Source organism: Clostridium fallax, assembly GCF_900129365.1.
Lineage (GTDB): Bacteria > Bacillota > Clostridia > Clostridiales > Clostridiaceae > Clostridium_AH > Clostridium_AH fallax.
This window is the reverse complement of record NZ_FQVM01000001.1, coordinates 106708-125202: the sequence shown is the minus strand read 5'-3', so window position 1 is coordinate 125202 and position 18495 is coordinate 106708. Positions and strand designations below refer to the sequence as shown.

Sequence of the window (18495 nt, the reverse complement as noted above, 5' to 3'; positions counted from 1 at the left end):
AGATATGAGAAAAAAATTAATTTATAGCTTGTTAGTTATCTTTACTTTAATTTTTAATGTAGTTGGATGCAGTAATAAAAAAGAAATAGTTGTTTCTGAAAATGCTAAAAAAGATGCCATAGAGTTAGATGGAACAAGTAATCCTAAAAATGAACTTGTTTTAAAGGGAGAATTAAAAAGGTTAAAAGATCTTGATTTATTATGCTGGATAGATAATGAAAATTTATTAGCCGTAAAAGAGAAGGATAACTCTTTAATATTTTATAAATATAATATCAAGGGAGATAAGTATGAGGAGTTATTAAAAAAAGATGATACTAAAACTTTTGGAGAAGCATTTACAGGAGGAATAATTTTATTAAAAGATAAATATGGATTTTATGTATATAATGCAAAAACTAACACAACAGAGGATATTACGAAACTATTAGATGAAAAAAAATTAGGAATAGATGAAGGTTTATTAGAAAATAGAAGTGAATGTATTTTTATAAAGGATGGATTAATTGAACTTATAGTTCATAAGGAAATGGAAAATGAAGATTATAAAACTACATATATTATAGATTATAAAAATAACAGTAAAAAAGAATTTAAGGGTATGGCTATTTATGGATTAGATCTTACTAATAAATATGGATATGTCAGTGAGGGAGATAGCATATTCAGAATTAATATAGAAAATGGTTTTAAAGATATTATTCACATTGGTAATAGGAGACCAAATGTAATTAGAAGTGTTTTAGATAAGTCCTCTATTATAACAGAGGTAATTGAAAAAGATGAAGAGGAAAACTTTAAAAGTAATTTTTATAGTATAAATTTTGATAATAAAGAAATAACAAAATGTGAAGAATTTTATTATGATAAGCCATTAAATATCGCAAAAATAGATACTAACACAAATTTAGTTTTATATACTGCTGGAGATGATAAATTAGAGGCAGAAGAAGGTTTTATCTTTTATGGTATGCTTAAGGATAATAAATTTATAGTAAAAGGTAGTTTATATGATAGCAAAGAAAGGGTATGTTCACAAATACCTGTCTTCTATATAAGTCCAGATCATAGAAAAATAATTACTACAGGTAAAAAAGAAAATGATGAAACACAATGGTATATGTTCCAATTAGAATAAAGTATATAATGTTTAATATTATATAATATTAAACATTATATATGTGTAAATTAAAGAAATATTAAAATTTATTTATGAAGTTAGTTTATTAAGTTTTATTAAAATAAAAACTATGAAATAAGATTTTAAATCTAATTTCATAGTTTTTTCATTTAATAAATTAAAAATATAGGTTATAAGGTTCGTTGTAACAAGTTGCAATTTTAATATATAGTATTAAAAAATTAGGATTTTCTTATCTATAAAAAATATTATTTTAAAAATTAAAATTTAAAGGGAAGAGGAATATGTTATATAAATATAATAAGATAAATTTATTATAAAGAACAAATTTTCAAAATAATTTTTAATTATTCATAAATTATGTATAATATATAGTATAAGTAATCGAAACAACAAAATTATAAATCGTTTACAATATGGAATTTCAAGAGGTAATATTTATGAATATGGATTTTTCATTGCAGTTATCACAGGAACAAAAGTTAATAATGACTCAAAAAATGCAATTGTCCATAAAATTGCTTCAGATGTCAAATGTAGATTTATTAGAATATATAAATGATGAGTTTGCTCAAAACCCAGTTTTAGATGCTAATTTTGAAAAAAAAGAGGAACTTAAAGTTCAAGATAAATATGACTATAAAGAAATGATAAAATATTTTGAATTTGATAATTATAGTTCTCAAAATTATAGTAATTATGAGGAAGAGGTATCACCTTTTGCTTTTATAGCATCAAAAAAAACGTTAAAAGAATATCTTCATGAACAAATTGGGGAATCAAAGGAGAATAAATACATAAAAAGTATTTGTTGCTACTTAATAGAGAATATAGATAGTAGAGGATATTTACCAATAAAATTAGAAGAGATATGTAAAGAAATTAATATTCCTTTAGAAGATTGTAAAAAGGCATTAAATATTGTACAATGTTTAGAACCAGATGATGTTGGAGCTAGAGATTTAAGGGAGTGCCTTAAAATACAGCTTAGTAAAAAAGGAATAATAGATGAAATATTATATGAGATTATAGAAAATTATTTGGAGGATATTGCAGATAATAAATATTCTAATATATCTAAGAATCTTAAAATATCTGTTAAAAAATCACAGGAATATGGTGATATTATAAAAAGATTAGAACCTAAACCTTCAAGAGGATTTTATACAGGAGATGAGGTTAAGTTTATTATTCCAGATGCTGAAATAAAGAAAATAAACAATGAATATTTTATAATAATGAATGATGATGTTTTACCTAGATTATCTATAAATCCAATTTATAAACAAATATTAAATGAAGAAAAAGATAAAAAAGCTTTAGAATATGTAAAAGACAAAATGGGAAATGCTATATTTCTTATAAAAAGCATAGAGCAAAGAAAAAATACTTTGTATAAAGTTTTAGAAGATATTTTATATAAACAGAGGGAGTATTTTGATAATGGATTAAAATATTTAAAGCCTATGACTTTAAAAGATGTGGCAGAAAGCTTAAATATACATGAATCTACAGTAAGCAGGGCAATAAAGGATAAATACATATTAACAAGTAGAGGTACTGTAAAAATTAAGGATTTGTTTGTATCTGGTATATCGAATAGTGAAAAGTCAGGAGAAGATATAGCAGTTATAAATATTAAAAATATGATAAAAACGATTATAGAAAAAGAAGACAAAAAGAAACCATTATCAGATCAAGTTATTTGTAATTTTTTAAATAAAGAAAATATGAATATTTCAAGAAGAACTGTAGCAAAATATAGAGAAGAACTAGGAATAAAATCCTCTAGTAAGAGGAAGAGGTTTTAAATGAAAGGCTGAACAAATAAAAAAGTTCAGTCTTTTTAAAATAAATAATTTTTATAATTATTAAGTAATTAGTATTTGAAAATTACTTTTAAAAACTATAAATATGAATTATAATATTAAAGGCGGGACAATTTTGTTTTAGCTGGGACTTTATATGGCCAAAGGGAGTGTTTAGATTGCAGAAAATTCTTAAACTGCAAAAGAATATAGTACCAGAACTTTTAGAAGTTCTAGAAAAAAGATATAACATACTTAGAACTATTTACTACAATCAACCTATAGGAAGAAGAATATTAGCAAATCAGTTAAATTTAGGTGAGAGAATAGTAAGAACAGAAATAAATTTTTTAAAAAATCAAAATTTAATAGAGATAAATACTCCAGGTATGTCTGTAACCAAAGAAGGAGAAAATATACTTGAAAACTTAAATGAATTTATTCATGAAATAAAAGGGTTATCAGATTTAGAAAAAGAAATAGAAGAAAAGTTAGGTATAGGAAAAGTTATAATTGTTCCTGGAGATGTTCAATATGATGCTACAATACTAAAAGAACTTGGTAAAGCAGCCGCCAATTATACAAAAAATATAATAAAAAGCAATGATATTGTTGCTTTAACTGGCGGGGGAACTATTAGAGAAATGGTAGAACATTTTCCAACAATTCATAACCTTAATAATATATTAGTACTTCCGGCAAGAGGTGGAATGGGTAAAAAAGTGGAAAATCAAGCTAATACATTAGCGGCTAAATTAGCATCTAAATTAAATGGAAATTATAAAATGCTTCATGTACCGGAAAATTTAAGTGAAGAAATTTTAGAAACATTAGCTCAACAAAAAGATATAAAAGATGTACTTGATTCCATTAATAAATCTAATGTTATAATTTATGGCATAGGTAGTGCAGAAAAAATGGCAAGAAAAAGAGGTCTTTCTGAAAATCAAATAGAAAAGCTTATAAAATTAGGCGCTATAGGTGAGGCTTTAGGATCATATTTTAATAGTGACTCTAATGTTGTATATATAAGTCCTACAATAGGAATTAATTTGGAAGAAATTGATAAAAAGACAAAACTTATTGCTGTGGCTGGAGGTAGTAACAAAGGAGAATCTATACTATCAGTAGACTTAAGAGGATCAAATAAAGTTTTAGTTACCGATGAGGGTGCTGCTGAAAAGATAAAGGAAATTTTAAAGAACAAAAGATAATAAATATTAACATTAATTATAGATTAATTTTATTTTTATAAACAAAGTAAAAAATATATTAAAAGGGCAATTATATAAGTATATTTAAATAGTATAATGGTCATATTAAAATAAGACAAAAAAATGCATTTTTCAAAAAAAATATATTTTTCTTTAAAATGCTATTTAAAAATTATCATAATTGTTTTATAATAGTAAATGTATTGTGGGACACAAAAAAAATAACTGGGACATCAATTGACCAGTTAAAGATTCCGCATTTACATATAAATAAGTAAAATATTTTAAAATATTTAATTTATAATATCTAGGAGGTATTTCTAATGGCAAGAGTAGCTATTAATGGTTTTGGAAGAATAGGAAGATTAGCATTAAGATTAATGATCAACAACCCAGAATTTGAAGTTGTTGCAATCAATGACTTAACAGACGCTAAAATGTTAGCTCATTTATTTAAATATGATTCAGCTCAAGGAAGATTCGATGGAGATATCGAAGTTAAAGAAGGAGCTTTCGTAGTTAACGGAAAAGAAATAAAAGTTACTGCAGAAGCAAATCCAGAAAACTTACCATGGGGAGAATTAAACGTAGACGTAGTTCTTGAGTGTACTGGATTCTTCGCATCAAAGGAAAAGGCTTCAGCTCACATAAAAGCTGGTGCTAAGAAAGTTGTTATATCAGCTCCTGCTGGAAACGACCTTCCAACAGTTGTATTTAACGTAAACCAAAATATATTAAAGGGAGATGAAACAGTTATATCAGGTGCTTCATGTACTACTAACTGCTTAGCTCCAATGGCTAAAGTATTAAATGACAGCTTTGGATTAAAAGAAGGATTCATGACTACAATCCACGCTTACACTAATGACCAAAATACTTTAGATGGCCCACACAGAAAGGGAGACTTAAGAAGAGCTAGAGCTGCTGCTGGAAGTATAATCCCTAACTCAACTGGTGCTGCTAAAGCAATCGGATTAGTTATTCCAGAATTAGCTGGAAAATTAGACGGAAATGCTCAAAGAGTTCCAGTAATAACTGGTTCATTAACTGAGTTAGTTTGTGTTTTAGGTAAAAACACTACAGTTGAAGAAATAAATGCTGCAATGAAAGCTGCTGCTAATGAATCATTCGGATACACTGAAGATCCAATCGTATCAGCAGACGTAATCGGAATTAACTTCGGTTCATTATTCGATGCAACTCAAACTAAGATTATGGAAGTTAACGGACAACAATTAGTTAAAGTTGCTTCATGGTACGACAATGAAATGTCATACACTTCACAATTAGTAAGAACTTTAAAATACTTCGTTGAAGTTTCAAAGTAATTTAAACTAACTGTTAATTGGTGATTTAATAAGAGAATCATATATGGTCTGGTTTTATAGTTAAGGCTATGAGGCCAGACCAATTTAATATACGGAAAAAATATTCTATGTAGAGGTGAATAAAATGAACTTCAATAAGAAAACTATAGAAGATATTCAAGTTAAAGGTAAAAAAGTATTAGTAAGATGTGACTTCAATGTACCACTAAAAGATGGTGTTATAACTGATGAAAACAGATTAAATGGAGCACTTCCTACAATAAAATATTTAGTAGACAATGGAGCTAAAGTTATACTTTGCTCACACATGGGAAAACCAAAGGGAGAACCAAAGCCAGAACTTTCATTAGCACCAGTAGCTAAGAGATTAGGTGAAATGTTAGGTAAAGAAGTTGTTTTTGCAGCAGATGACAACGTTGTTGGAGAAAATGCTAAAAAAGCAGTTGCTAACATGAAAGATGGAGATGTCGTTTTATTAGAAAACACTAGATACAGAAAAGAAGAAACTAAGAATGGTGAAGAATTCTCAAAAGAATTAGCTTCATTAGCTGAAATATTCGTTAACGATGCTTTTGGAACTGCACACAGAGCACACTGCTCAACAGTTGGTGTTACTGAATATCTTGATACAGCAGTATGTGGATACTTAATCCAAAAAGAGCTTAAATTCTTAGGTGATGCTGTAGAAACACCAGAAAGACCATTCGTAGCTATTTTAGGTGGAGCTAAAGTTTCAGATAAGATTAACGTTATAAACAATCTTTTAGATAAGGTTGATACATTAATAATCGGTGGTGGAATGGCTTATACATTCTTAAAAGCACAAGGATACGGAATCGGAAGTTCACTAGTTGAAGAAGATAGAGTTGAATATGCTAAGGAAATGATAGAAAAAGCTGCTGCTAAGGGAGTTAAATTCTTATTACCAGTAGATCATAGAGTTGCTGCTGAATTTAAGGATGTTGAGCCAGTTGTTACAGAAGATCAAAATATACCAGCAGGATTTATGGGATTAGATATCGGACCTAAGACAGAAACTTTATATGCTGATGCTATAAAGGTTGCTAAAACTGTAATATGGAACGGACCAATGGGAGTATTCGAATTTGAAAACTTTAATAAGGGAACAATAGCTGTTGCTAAAGCTATGGCTGACGCTGCTGCTACAACAGTAATCGGTGGAGGAGACTCAGCTGCTGCTGTTAATATTTTAGGATTTGGTGATAAAATGACTCACATCTCAACAGGTGGTGGAGCTTCATTAGAATTCTTAGAAGGAAAAGTATTACCTGGAATAGCTGCTTTAAATGATAAGTAGTATTAATTAAAAAATTATACAGGGTTTTGGAATATGGTCCAAGACCTTGTTTTCGCAAAAAATATTAAAAATTTTATGAGGTGATTTTAATGAGAATGCCAATAATCGCAGGAAACTGGAAAATGCACTATACTGTTGATGAAGCAGTTAAACTAGTAGAAGAATTAAAACCATTAGTAAAGGATGCTAAATGTGAAGTTGTAGTTTGTCCTACATTTGTTTGCCTAGATGCAGTAACTAAAGCTGTAAAAGGTTCAAACATAAAAGTTGGTGCTCAAAACATGCACTTTGAAGAAAAAGGTGCTTTCACAGGAGAAATAGCTCCAAGAATGTTAGAAGCATTAAACATAGATTATGTAATAATTGGACACAGTGAAAGAAGACAATACTTCAATGAAACAGATGAAACTGTTAATAAGAAGTTAAAAGCTGCTTTTGCTCATAATATAATTCCAATTCTTTGTGTTGGTGAAACATTACAAGAAAGAGAATCAGGAAGAACTAATGATATAATTGGAGCTCAAGTTAAACTTGATTTAGAAGGATTAACTAAAGAGCAAGTTGAGAAAATAGTTATAGCTTATGAGCCAATCTGGGCTATAGGAACTGGAAAAACTGCTACATCAGATCAAGCTAATGAAACAATAGCTGCAATTAGAAATAAAGTTTCAGATATGTTTGGACCAGAAGTTGCTGAAAAAGTAAGAATTCAATATGGTGGATCAGTTAAACCAGCTACAATAAAAGAACAAATGTCAAAGTCAGATATTGATGGAGCTTTAGTTGGTGGAGCTAGCTTAGTAGCTGCAGATTTTTCTGGTATAGTTAATTACTAGAATTTAAAATAAATTATATTAAACAATAGCAATAGGCAACTGATACCAATTGTTTGTTGCTGTTGTTTTTTTATTATGACCATATTATAATAATTTTGTAATTTATTAAAGAGTAACAAAAGAATTTATACTAATAATATAATTAGATATATAATTCTTTATTTTGGAGGGTACTATGACTAAAAAACCAGTAATGTTAATGATATTAGATGGATTTGGAGATGCACCAGCAGCTGATGGTAATGCTGTAACTGCAGCAAAGAAGCCAAACTATGATAAATTATTTAAAGAATATCCACATACTGAATTACAAGCAAGTGGATTACAAGTAGGACTTCCACAAGGTCAAATGGGTAATTCAGAAGTTGGTCACTTAAATATAGGTGCAGGAAGAATAGTTTATCAAGAATTAACAAGAATAACAAAAGAAATACAAGAAGGAAACTTCTTTAAGAATGAAGCTTTAAATTTAGCTGTAAATAATGCTAAGAAAAATGATTCAGCTCTACACTTAATGGGACTTCTTTCAGATGGTGGAGTTCACTCACACATAGATCATTTAAAAGATCTTTTAAAGCTTGCAAAAGAAAGTGGATTACAAAAGGTGTATGTTCATGCATTTATGGATGGTAGAGACGTTGCTCCTTCATCAGGAAAAGAATTCATAGAACAATTACAAAGTTATATGAAAGAACTAGGTGTTGGTAAAATAGCTACTATAAGTGGTAGATATTATGCTATGGATAGAGATAATAGATGGGAAAGAGTTCAATTAGCTTACGATGCCATGGTAAATGCTAAAGGTGAATTTGCAAATAGTGCTGTAGAATGTATGGAAAATTCATATAATGATAATAAAACAGACGAATTTGTTTTACCATGTGTTATTTTAGAAGACGGACATCCAACAGGTAAAATAAGCAATGGAGACTCAGTAATATTCTTCAACTTTAGACCAGATAGAGCAAGAGAGATAACTAGAGCTTTAGTTGATCCAAACTTTACTGGATTCCAAAGAGAAAAATTAAACTTAACTTTTGTATCTATGACTCAATATGATAAAACTATTGAAGGAGTAGAGGTAGCTTATAAGCCTCAAAGTTATACAAATACTTTAGGAGAGTATGTAAGTAAAAAAGGTTTAAACCAATTAAGAATAGCTGAAACTGAAAAATATGCTCATGTTACATTCTTCTTTAATGGTGGAGTAGAGGCTCCAAATGCAGGTGAAGAAAGAGCTTTAATACCATCACCAAAGGTTGCCACATATGATCTTAAACCAGAAATGAGTGCATATGAAGTAACAGATGAATTATTAAAGAGATTAGATCAAGATAAGTATGATATGATAATACTTAACTATGCAAACCCAGATATGGTTGGACATACTGGAATAGTTGATGCAGCTGTAAAAGCTGTAGAAACAGTAGATGAATGTCTTGGAAAAGTTGTAAATAAGGTATTAGAAAAGGAAGGTACTGTATTTATAACTGCTGACCACGGAAATGCTGAAACTATGATAGATTTCTCAAATGGTAAGCCAATGACTTCACACACAACAAATCCAGTACCATTCCTATGGATTTCAAAGGATGCCGAAGGTAAATCATTAAAAGATGGTGGAAAATTAGCTGACATAGCCCCAACAATGCTTAAGGTTATGGGACTAGAAATTCCAGAAGAAATGACTGGAGAATGTTTAATAAAATAGTCTAACTTTAATATGTGTTTTTAATTTATATATTATTAGATTAATTACTAAATAAAAAATATAGATTATCTTAAGGTTTATAAAAATATATCTTAAGATAATCTTTTTTTATTATTAAATTAGTATTATTTATATAGAAATTATTATGAATAATACTAATTTTTATAATAATAAATAAAAAGTTTGTATATAAACATTTACATTAACATATGCAGGGAAAATATAATATTTTGTTAAATATTTAGTAAATCAAAGCAAATGAAAGTTATTATCAATTAATAGAAGATAATTACATCATACAGTATTAAATATATATTGAAAATCATTATCATATAAATTATACTTTAACCAATGATAATAGGTATCAATGGGAGATAATAAGATGATTATAAGAATATTAAATTTTATAAATAATGGAGGCGAATTTTCATCTAAGGCAATTTCTAAGGAACTTGGAATAAGTGAAATAATGGCGGAGCAGCTTAGAGAACAATTAATAAAACAAGAATACATAAAAAGAGAAGAAGGTTGTAAACCTGAGATGTGTTCTAAGTGTAATTGTGGATGTTCTAATAAGGCATTAAATGACATTATTAAATGGGAATTGACAGAAAAGAGTAAAAATGCTTTAAAAAAGAATAATTTATAGGAGGCTTAATATAAATGAATACATTAGAGAAATTGGAAATTGGTGATAAAGCAAAAGTAAAGGGTATCGAAAAGGATAGTTCTGTAAGAAGAAGACTTTTAGATATGGGAATAACTCCAGGAGTAGAAGTTGAAATTACAGGAAAAGCACCTTTAGGAGATCCTATAGAGGTTTTAATTAGAGGATATAAGTTAACATTAAGAAGAGATGAAGCGAAAGCAATAATAGTATAGAGGTGATTATATGATAATGCCAGTAGCTTTTATTGAAGAAGGAAAAAGTGTAATTGTAAATAACATAATTATGAGTGAAGCTATGGGAAAAAAATTAAGAGAGATGGGAATTGCTCACGGATCAAGTATAGATATAATAAAAAATGATGGTGTATCAGTTATACTAGGAGTAAGTGGAAGTAGACTTGCTTTAGATATGAGTATGGCTAGAAAAATAATGGTTCAACAGAATTAAATTTTTTTAAGTATAAATTGATAATGATTATTATTTTTAAGGGGGAGTGAAATGAATACTATAGCATTAGCTGGTAATCCTAATTGTGGTAAAACCAGTATATTCAATATACTAACAAAATCAAGACAACATGTAGGTAACTGGCCGGGGGTTACAGTTGAAAAGAAAGAAGGAAAATTAAAATATAATGGTGAAGAATTTACTATTGTAGACTTACCTGGTACTTATAGTTTAGGCGCTTATTCAGAAGATGAGATTGTTGCAAGAAACTATATAATACAAGATAAACCAGATGTAGTAATAAATGTTGTAGATGCTACTAATATAGAAAGAAATTTATATTTAACAACTCAACTAATTGAAATGGGAGCAAATGTAGTTGTAGCTTTAAATATGATGGATAGTGCAAAAGATAAAGGAATTGATATAGATGTAAAGAAACTTTCAAAGGAATTAGGAGTTCCTATAATTCCTACTGTTGCACTAAAAAGGGAAGGAATTGATGAGCTTATAAAAGCAGCGATATCCACAAAAAATGCTAGTAAGGGTACTTTAGTAGACTATGGTGAGGAATTAAAAGAAGAGATTAAGAATTTAGAAAGTGTGTTATCAGCATATAAAGATAAATTAAACTATATGATAAAATGGACAGCTTTAAAACTTCTAGAAAATGATAACTATATGAAAAATTTAGTTACAGAAGTTGGAGCTGTGGATGTTTTAAATCAACTTGAAAAGAGTAATAATACTATATCAGATAAAATAGGATTTGAAGCTGAAATGGCAATAGTTGATAAAAGGTATACATACATATCATCAATAACATCTAGTGCTATTAGAAGACAAAATACAAGAAAAGAAACGTTAACAGATAAAATAGATAAAGTAGTTACAAATAAGTTTTTAGGAATTCCTATTTTTGCAGTAATTATGTTTCTTTTATATCAAATAACATTCACTATAGGCGCTGGAATGCAAGATTGGTTAGATGGTGCTATAGGGGATTTTGGTGGAATCATATCAGATAAGTTGGCATCATCAGGAGCACCAGAATTTTTAAGTGGATTTGTAAGTGATGGATTAATAGCTGGACTTGGTTCAGTAATTTCATTCTTACCATTAATTATGGTTATGTACTTTTTAATAGGATTATTAGAGGACAGTGGATACATGGCAAGATCTGCTTATGTAATGGATAGATTAATGAGAAGCTTAGGCTTACATGGAAAAACTTTTGTATCTATGATAGTTGGATCAGGATGTAATGTTCCGGGAATAATGTCAACTAGAACACTAGAAAATAAAAAAGATAGAATGATAGCTATTTTAATTAACCCATTTGTTTCTTGTGGAGCTAGATTACCAGTATACATGGTTTTTGTAGCAGCGTTTTTCCCAAATAAGGCAGGAATAATATTATTTTCTTTATATGCTTTAGGAATTATAATAGCTTTGATATCTGGTAAGATATTTAGTAAAACTTTATTTAAAGGTGAAACATCATATTTTGTTATGGAATTACCACCATATAGAATACCATCAATTAAAAATGTATTAATGCTTACTTGGGAAAAGGCTGGTGCATTCTTAAAGAAAGCTGGAGTAGTAATATTACCACTAGTAGTTGTAATATGGGTTCTTTCAGTATTACCAGCTGGAGTAGAACAATATTCTGATGAATCAATTCTAGGTAAAGTTGGTAATTTCTTAGCACCAATATTTGCACCAGCAGGTTTTGGTAATTGGCAAGCTGCAGTAAGTTTATTTGCAGGAATTATAGCTAAGGAATCAGTTGTAGCAACTATGGGAATGGTTTATGCAGGCGTTGATGAGGGAGATGCTTTAATTAGTGCAATTCAGGGAGTATTTACTCCATTAACAGCACTTTCATTTATGGTAATGTCACTTCTATATACTCCATGTGTTGCAGCGTTAGGTGCTGTAAAAAGAGAAACAAACTCTTGGAAGTGGACAATATTTACTGCAGTTTATACTTTCATAGTAGCTTTAATAATAGCCACAATAGTATATCAAGTTGGTTTTGCTTTAGGATATAGATAAGAAAATAGAGTGTTTTAACACTCTATTTTCTTAATACATAAATTAATTTTAAAATAATACAATAAATGTAAATTAAAGTAAAATTATTTAAATAAATTATAATATAAGAGTTAAAATTTTATATAAAGATTGATATTTTTAAATTCTATGTAAATAATCAAAAAATATAAAGGGTTTTGGAGAATTTAGAAGAATATAAATAGTATGAAAATAAAAAAAGTTTAATCTAATTAAGTAGTTATAAATTTACTTTTGTTAGGTTCATAGCATAAAAATTAATGATAATGTGCAAACTTTAAATAGTTAAGATGAAAAAAGAATACCTTTTAAACATAAGGAGGAAATATAAATGAAACAATATGTTGAAATTGTAGACATTATAGCAAGACAAATAATAGATTCAAGATGCTTCCCAACAGTAGAAGTTGAGGTAATATTAGAAGATGGAACTATAGGTAGAGCAGCAGTTCCTTCAGGAGCATCAACAGGAATATACGAAGCCGTAGAACTTAGAGATGGAGATAAGTCAAAATATCAAGGAAAGAGCGTTGAAAAAGCAGTAGATAATGTAAATAACATTATTGCTGAAGAATTAATTGGTTCTAACGTATTAGATCAAACCTATATAGATAAGCTACTTATAGATTTAGATGGAACACCTAATAAAGGTAAATTAGGTGCTAATGCAATACTTGGTGTTTCATTAGCAGTAGCAAAAGCAGCAGCTAATTATTTAGGATTACCACTTTATCAATATATAGGTGGAGTTAATGCTAAAGTTTTACCAGTACCTATGATGAACATAATTAATGGTGGAAAGCATGCTGACAACTCAGTTGATTTACAAGAGTTTATGATAATGCCAGCAGGAGCAAAATCATTTAGTGAAGCATTACAAATGTGTGCAGAGGTATATCATTCATTAAAGAAAATACTTAATGATAAAGGATATGCTACTGGAGTTGGTGATGAAGGTGGATTTGCTCCAAACTTAAAATCAAATGAAGAAGCGATACAAGTTATACTAGATGCAATAAAGAAAGCTGGATATGAAGCTGGTAAGGATATGTTTATTGCAATTGATGCAGCATCATCAGAATATTATAAAGATGGTAAATATGTATTAGAGCATGAAGGTAAAACTTTATCAGCAGCAGAAATGGCAGATTTCTTTGTAGATTGGGTTAATAAATATCCAATAATCTCAATAGAAGACGGTATGGCTGAAGAGGATTGGGAAGGATGGAAAATACTAACTGAAAAACTAGGACATAAAGTTCAATTAGTTGGTGACGATTTATTTGTAACTAACACTGATAGATTAGCTGATGGTATCAAAAAATGTGTAGCAAATTCAATACTTATAAAGCTTAATCAAATAGGTACATTAACAGAAACATTAAATGCTATAGAAATGGCTAATAGAGCTGGTTATACTGCAGTAGTATCTCATAGATCAGGAGAAACAGAAGATACAACTATAGCTGATTTAGTTGTAGCTACAAATGCAGGTCAAATAAAAACTGGTGCACCTGCAAGATCAGAAAGAGTTGCAAAATATAATCAACTTATAAGAATAGAAGAAGAGCTTGCTGATGTAGCAGAATACAGAGGATTAAAAGCATTCTTTAATATAAGAAAATAATTAACTAAAAAGTTTTTAACTAATTTTATATAACTAAATCTGCCTTAAAGATTAATCTTTAAGGCAGATTTTATTTTAATAATATAATGTTATTTATATATAAATAGAGTTATTATAAATTTTTTAGTAATTAATAAACTAGATAATGTTTACCATTTAAGTTAAATTAAAAATTTTTATGATTTATAATTATAATAGAAATATAACTTAAATATTATATATATTATTAACGCAATTACTATATATATTATTTATGAAAGTAATAATTAACATTTATACTTAAGTATGTTAAATTTATGTTATAAATAAAATTAGCGTAAGAAAGGGGAATGCCTAATGGCAGCGCTTAAGGATTGATTATGCAACAAAAAATAAATTTTCGGCCTAAAGTAGGCTTATTTGTTTTGTAATTAATTTGGAGGGTAGCCATTATGAAGAATAATAAATATATATTATATGGTATTTCCTTTTTACAAGGATTAGTATTTTATGGAGCTTTTTCTGTAGTTTTTAGAGAAAATAGAGGCTTAGGCTTAAATGATATTTTTTTATTAGAAGGTATTTTTGTCATATTTATTATGATTTTTGAAATTCCTTGGGGAATAATAGGAGATAAAATAGGATACAAAAAAACTTTAGTTATATCCTATGGATTGTTTTTAGTATCTAAAACAATTTTTTATTTTTCTTATTCATTTTTAGGTTTTTTATGGAAGCATTATTATCATCTTTAGCTATATCAGGAATCTCAGGCTGTGATAGTGCCATAATATACTCGTCCATAGATGAAAAGGAAAGTGACAAGGTTTTTGGTATATATGGTTTTTGTGGAACTTTAGGCTTTCTAGTTGCAGCTCTTACAGGTTCCATAATTGTAAAAATATCTATAGATTTATTAGCTTTTATAACTATATTTCCATATACATTAGCATTTTTACTTGCTATGTTTTTAAGGGATGTAAAAAATCATAAGAGTAAAAAAGATGGAAATAATAAAAAAGAAAATTTAAAAGATACTTTTAAAATAGTTTTAAAAGATAAAAATATACTTTTATTTATAGTTGCAATTGGAATTTTAAATGAAACTACCCATTCTATATGTGTATTTTTAAATCAACCTCTTTATATAAAAAATGGAGTAAGTTTAAAATGGTTTGGAATACTAACAGCATTTATGCAGGTTGCAACATTTATTTCTTTAAAATCATATAAAATAAAGATGATAATAGGAGTAAAAAATTTATATAAAATATCAATTTTTATTATTATATTATGTAATTTAATTTTAATAGTTAGTGGAGAAGCATATTTAACAATTCTTATTATATTTTTAATAGAAGGAGGATATGCACTTACACAACCAATCACAGAAACAATAAAGAATAAAAGTATAGAATCCTTAAATAGAGCTACAATATTATCTATTTATTCTATGATAGAAAATATTATAGCATCCCTTATTAATTTTATAATAAGTATAGCATCAAAAATATCTATGGAGTGGGCTTTAATAACCTATTTAATATTTAATATTTTAGTTTTTATTTTAATAATTTGTTATTTTTATAGCAAAAAAAAGCTTACTATTGTAAAAGAAAATTTGATATGATATGATAACTTTATAAAGCTATGTAAGATGAAAAGATCAAATTCGGGAGGTGGCTCGACATGAAAACAGCCTTACTAATACTAGAAGCGGTTTTAGGAATTATAATTGTTATTGCTATATTATTACAACCATCAAAAGCAGATGCTTTAAGTGGACTTATTCAAGGTGGTAACAGTGAATCTTTCTTTAGCAGAAACAAAGGTAGAACTAAGGAAGCTTTACTTGTTAAAATAACAGTAATAACATCAATATTATTTGCTTTAAACACAATATTATTAAATTTAGTAATAAATAAGTAATTAAATAGATTATTTTAAAATAGGTAGTATTTACTTTTTTGTAAGTATTACCTGTTTTTTATTTTTAAATTTATAAATATTTTTACTAAAAATAGAAATATATTTAAATTTTCATAGGATTTTAAATGTGAAATAAAAGTAAAAATTATTTTAAACATATGACATATATGGAATATGTTTACACGATAATATATAATTATATTGGAGGTGGATTTATGAGTTATTTAATTTTAGCCGTTGTAGTAGGTCTAATTGCACTATGCTTTGCATATTACTTAAGGCAAAACATAGTTAAAAAAGATCCAGGCAATGAAAAGATGAAAGAAATTTCAGGTCATATTGAAGAAGGTGCTATGGCCTTCTTAAATAGGGAGTACAAGTATCTAACAATTTTTATTATTGTAGTAGCAATAGTAATAGCTATATTTATACACGTAGGTACTGCTATATGCTTTATAATAGGAGCAATTTTCTCTATATTAGCAGGATACTTTGGTATGAAAGTAGCTGTAAAAGCTAATGTTAGAACAGCACAAGCAGCAACTGAAAATATAAAAAGTGCTTTAGATGTGGCATTTTCAGGTGGTTCTGTAATGGGTATGTGTGTTGTTGGGTTAGGTATAGTAGGACTTGCATCTCTTACTATGATATTCCATTTAAATGTAGAATACGTAACAGGATTTGGACTAGGAGCATCATCAATAGCATTATTTGCAAGAGTTGGTGGTGGAATATATACAAAGGCAGCAGATGTAGGAGCAGACTTAGTAGGAAAGGTTGAAGCTGGAATACCAGAAGATGACCCAAGAAATCCAGCAGTAATTGCAGACAATGTTGGTGATAATGTTGGTGACGTTGCAGGAATGGGAGCAGACCTTTTTGAATCATATGTAGGCTCTATGATATCTGCTATTACTTTAGGTGCATTTATTAATATAACAGGTGATAATACACCAAGTATTTTCCCAATGGTAGTATCAACTGTTGGAATTATTGCATCAATAATAGGAGTATTAACTGTAAGATCAATTAAAGGAGACGATCCTCAAAAATCATTAAATATTGGTACATATACAGCAGGAGTGGTTATGATTTTAGCATCTGCAATATTCTCTTATATTATGTTTGGAACATTTGTGTTCTTTGGACCTGTTTTAGCCGGTATTTTAGTAGGTCTTGCAATAGGTAAGATAACAGAGATATATACATCATCAGACTACAAACATGTTAAAGAAATTGCAAAGGAATCTCAATCAGGCCCTGCAACTAATATAATTTCAGGATTAGCAGTAGGAATGAAATCTACAGTACTTCCAATAATATTTATAGCAATAGGTATATTGGTTTCATATTTTATATGTGGAGGAGCTCAAGTTCCATCATTTGGACTTTATGGTATTTCTCTTTCAGCAGTAGGAATGCTTGCAACTACTGGTATAACAGTAGCAGTAGATGCTTATGGCCCAGTAGCTGATAATGCAGGTGGAATAGCTGAAATGGCTGCACTTCCTCATGAGGTAAGGGAAATAACAGATAAATTAGACTCAGTAGGAAATACTACAGCAGCTATAGGTAAGGGATTTGCTATAGGATCAGCAGCTCTTACAGCTTTAGCTTTATTTGCATCTTATGCACAAGTAGTTAACCTACAGACAATAGACTTATTAAATCCCTTAACATTAATAGGATTATTAATAGGAGCTATGATACCATTCTTATTTGGTGCTTTAACAATGCAAGCAGTAGGAAGAGCTGCAAATAAAATGGTTGAGGATGTTAGAAGACAATTTAAAGAAAAACCAGGAATAATGGAAGGAACTGAAAAACCAGATTATAAAAGCTGTGTTAGTATATCAACAGAAGCTGCATTAAGAGAGATGGTTCTTCCAGGAATACTAGCTGTAGTAATTCCTATACTTATGGGATTGTTTTTTGGTAAACAAGCTTTAGCAGGACTTATAGCAGGTGCTGTTGCATCAGGTGTACTATTAGCGGTAATGATGGCTAATGCTGGTGGTGCTTGGGATAATGCAAAAAAATATATAGAATCTGGAGTATATGGAGGAAAGGGAAGCTTTTCTCATAAGGCAGGAGTAGTTGGAGATACAGTAGGAGATCCATTTAAGGATACTGCAGGTCCAGCCATGAATATACTAATTAAATTAATGACTATAGTTTCAGTTGTATTTGCAGGATTAATAGCTGCATATGGTGGAATATTAGTTAACATTTTCATGTAGTATTCATTGAAATTAATTGTTTTATAGAGTATAATGAAAATAGTATATTTTAGTTATATTAATAGTAAAGAAGATATAAAAGGGTGATGGCATAAGCCGTCATCCTTTTATTTCTAAAATTTTACAAATTTTATTTTAAAAATCACATAAAATATTATATTAAAAAAG

General features: G+C 28.6%; 16 protein-coding genes. All 16 read left to right on the top strand.

Annotation, left to right across the window (positions count from 1 at the left end; translation table 11 throughout):
- The first annotated feature begins 4 nt into the window (after nucleotides 1–4).
- The 16 genes from BUA70_RS00525 (at nucleotide 5) to BUA70_RS00450 (ending at nucleotide 18327) form a co-directional block, all read left to right on the top strand.
- On the top strand, nucleotides 5–1138 hold the full coding sequence (locus BUA70_RS00525; RefSeq protein ID WP_072892273.1) for a hypothetical protein: 1134 nt from the start codon (nucleotides 5–7) through the stop codon (nucleotides 1136–1138).
- A gap of 449 nt (nucleotides 1139–1587) precedes the next feature.
- Nucleotides 1588–2952, top strand: coding sequence for an RNA polymerase factor sigma-54 (rpoN, locus tag BUA70_RS00520; RefSeq protein ID WP_479723256.1), 1365 nt, complete (start codon nucleotides 1588–1590; stop codon nucleotides 2950–2952).
- 176 nt (nucleotides 2953–3128) lie between these two features.
- The gene (locus BUA70_RS00515) at nucleotides 3129–4163 is read left to right on the top strand and encodes a sugar-binding transcriptional regulator (RefSeq protein WP_072892271.1); all 1035 of its coding nucleotides are present in this window, start codon (nucleotides 3129–3131) and stop codon (nucleotides 4161–4163) included.
- 323 nt (nucleotides 4164–4486) lie between these two features.
- Nucleotides 4487–5491: a type I glyceraldehyde-3-phosphate dehydrogenase gene (gene gap, locus BUA70_RS00510; protein WP_072892270.1), complete on the top strand. Its 1005-nt coding sequence runs from the start codon at nucleotides 4487–4489 to the stop codon at nucleotides 5489–5491.
- Nucleotides 5492–5615: 124 nt separating this feature from the next.
- The gene (locus BUA70_RS00505) at nucleotides 5616–6809 is read left to right on the top strand and encodes a phosphoglycerate kinase (RefSeq protein WP_072892269.1); all 1194 of its coding nucleotides are present in this window, start codon (nucleotides 5616–5618) and stop codon (nucleotides 6807–6809) included.
- A gap of 89 nt (nucleotides 6810–6898) precedes the next feature.
- The gene (gene tpiA, locus BUA70_RS00500; RefSeq protein WP_072892268.1) at nucleotides 6899–7645 is read left to right on the top strand and encodes a triose-phosphate isomerase; all 747 of its coding nucleotides are present in this window, start codon (nucleotides 6899–6901) and stop codon (nucleotides 7643–7645) included.
- A gap of 175 nt (nucleotides 7646–7820) precedes the next feature.
- Nucleotides 7821–9356, top strand: a complete 1536-nt coding sequence (gene gpmI, locus BUA70_RS00495) for a 2,3-bisphosphoglycerate-independent phosphoglycerate mutase (protein ID WP_072892267.1) — start codon at nucleotides 7821–7823, stop codon at nucleotides 9354–9356.
- A 382-nt stretch (nucleotides 9357–9738) separates the two neighbouring features.
- Nucleotides 9739–10005 (top strand): hypothetical protein, encoded by a 267-nt coding sequence (locus tag BUA70_RS00490; RefSeq protein WP_072892266.1) that lies wholly within the window; start codon nucleotides 9739–9741, stop codon nucleotides 10003–10005.
- 14 nt (nucleotides 10006–10019) lie between these two features.
- On the top strand, nucleotides 10020–10238 hold the full coding sequence (locus tag BUA70_RS00485; RefSeq protein ID WP_072892265.1) for a FeoA family protein: 219 nt from the start codon (nucleotides 10020–10022) through the stop codon (nucleotides 10236–10238).
- A gap of 10 nt (nucleotides 10239–10248) precedes the next feature.
- Nucleotides 10249–10473: a FeoA family protein gene (locus tag BUA70_RS00480; RefSeq protein WP_072892264.1), complete on the top strand. Its 225-nt coding sequence runs from the start codon at nucleotides 10249–10251 to the stop codon at nucleotides 10471–10473.
- Between the two features lie 51 nt (nucleotides 10474–10524).
- Entirely contained in the window at nucleotides 10525–12534 is a 2010-nt protein-coding gene (gene feoB / locus BUA70_RS00475) for a ferrous iron transport protein B (RefSeq protein WP_072892263.1), read from the top strand.
- Nucleotides 12535–12883: 349 nt separating this feature from the next.
- Entirely contained in the window at nucleotides 12884–14179 is a 1296-nt protein-coding gene (eno, locus tag BUA70_RS00470; protein WP_072892262.1) for a phosphopyruvate hydratase, read from the top strand.
- Between the two features lie 431 nt (nucleotides 14180–14610).
- Nucleotides 14611–14913, top strand: a complete 303-nt coding sequence (locus tag BUA70_RS00465; RefSeq protein WP_072892261.1) for an MFS transporter — start codon at nucleotides 14611–14613, stop codon at nucleotides 14911–14913.
- Nucleotides 14889–15788: an MFS transporter gene (locus tag BUA70_RS00460; protein WP_072892260.1), complete on the top strand. Its 900-nt coding sequence runs from the start codon at nucleotides 14889–14891 to the stop codon at nucleotides 15786–15788. The genes BUA70_RS00465 and BUA70_RS00460 overlap by 25 nt, the downstream gene beginning before the upstream one ends.
- 59 nt (nucleotides 15789–15847) lie before the next feature.
- Nucleotides 15848–16087, top strand: coding sequence for a preprotein translocase subunit SecG (gene secG, locus BUA70_RS00455; protein ID WP_072892259.1), 240 nt, complete (start codon nucleotides 15848–15850; stop codon nucleotides 16085–16087).
- A gap of 215 nt (nucleotides 16088–16302) precedes the next feature.
- On the top strand, nucleotides 16303–18327 hold the full coding sequence (locus tag BUA70_RS00450) for a sodium-translocating pyrophosphatase (RefSeq protein ID WP_072892258.1): 2025 nt from the start codon (nucleotides 16303–16305) through the stop codon (nucleotides 18325–18327).
- The last annotated feature ends 168 nt before the right edge of the window (nucleotides 18328–18495 follow it).